General features: G+C 36.1%; 2 protein-coding genes. One reads left to right on the forward strand and one right to left on the reverse strand.

Annotated elements, in window-relative coordinates; all coding sequences use genetic code 11:
• On the forward strand, positions 1 to 963 hold a 963-nt coding region (locus tag POF51_RS31945; protein ID WP_271756749.1), incomplete at its 5' end, for a DUF4855 domain-containing protein.
• 35 nt (positions 964 to 998) lie between these two features.
• Here the strand turns inward: POF51_RS31945 and POF51_RS31950 are convergent.
• Positions 999 to 1,481 (reverse strand): hypothetical protein (locus POF51_RS31950; RefSeq protein WP_271756750.1); only part of this gene is annotated, 483 nt, incomplete at its 5' end.

The following is a 1,481-nucleotide window of genomic DNA, read 5'->3' on the forward strand; positions in this document are numbered from 1 at the left end:
AATATGTCTAAAGGAATGCGTGGGATTCATCTTTATACAGGCGAAGGTTATGGCACAGTAACAACTAAAATGTTAAATAAATTTGCCGGTACCAACATTCATGATTTCGTAGTCCACCTGGGAAACATGGATAGAGTGTTTTTTGACTATCGAAAGGGCAAGTCAGACCGTAATGCTGTAATTGATCAAATGATTGATGATCTTGCTGATTTTTTACCTGAATACAAAGCATCAGATGTAGACCATAAAGACTTGTATATTTCGTTGCCAGCACTTAGTAATGATATTACTACAATTAAAAATATCGATGATTTTTATTCCGACTATCGATCCTTTATGCGAAAAGTAGAAGACACATGTATCGAAATTTTAGGTGAAAAGGAATGGAAGCACCGTATCGAAGGATTTTACTTCCGAACAGAAACGATTTTCCCAATTGATCAGAAAATCAGCAGTTCAAACCCGACCTCGAACAAAATGGTTAAATTGTTGAATGATCTTGCTTACAGAGTACGTAATACACATAAAAAAGAGTTTATGTGGGCGCCATACTATGGCTTCGGAACGTACGCAGAGAATATCACTCATAATCTAGGGGTAATCGCAAACAGAACAGACATTTTTGATATCATTTGCATCCAACCACAATACTATTTTCAAGGCGATCCTTACCAAGATAACGTGGATAAAGTGTTTGATAGTGCCAATCGTCAAAAGGTCTATGATTTAGATGGAGACGTTGTTGGAGGTGGAAGAAAGACTTCGGCCACAGCATTAATTGGGGTAACCATGGAAGGTGATGATAATTATCGCAAGAGCCGATCTGACAGGTTCGATTACTATGTTGATACCTTCTCTGGAATTGTCAAAGAAGCGCCAATGGTTTTCTACGCTGGATCGACGCATAACCTTCTAAATAATAACTCACTTTTTGATGCAATCAACAATTTCTACGAAGTGTAATCGCATAGTTGAAAATGCAAAAAACGAAGTGATAATCACTTCGTTTTTTGCAGATCGATCTCTAAATTTTTCTCCTTAACCTTAAAGATCTCACCATTCGGATCGGTTACTTGATCATAAAAGTAGACATAAGTAGCCAATAAATCGTTCTTGTTATCAAATTTATCCTCTTTTATGGGTAACCCCGTAGATGAACTCACATACACGATGTGATAAATACCACTTTTCGGCTCAATAATGGTTTTCATCTTTTTAACTTGCTGCCCATTTAAAGTCTCAACACCTAAATACGTCCAAATATCCTTGTCTTGATACCGGTCAATTGTTTCTTTAAACAGTGATTTTTGGTTAGGGTATTGATGTACTTTGGATTTTAAAGTGATTTTTTCTTGTTCTTTTACAAAATTGTCCTCTCGTAGAAAACCATTTTGTGGGTTAAACCATTCTTCAGTAATTGCAGTTGAGAAAATACCTTTATGTTCTGTTTTTATGGATTTTACATGTTCAATCAAAGGCTG

This window comes from Brevibacillus sp. AG (assembly GCF_028369215.1).
Lineage (GTDB): Bacteria > Bacillota > Bacilli > Brevibacillales > Brevibacillaceae > Brevibacillus > Brevibacillus porteri.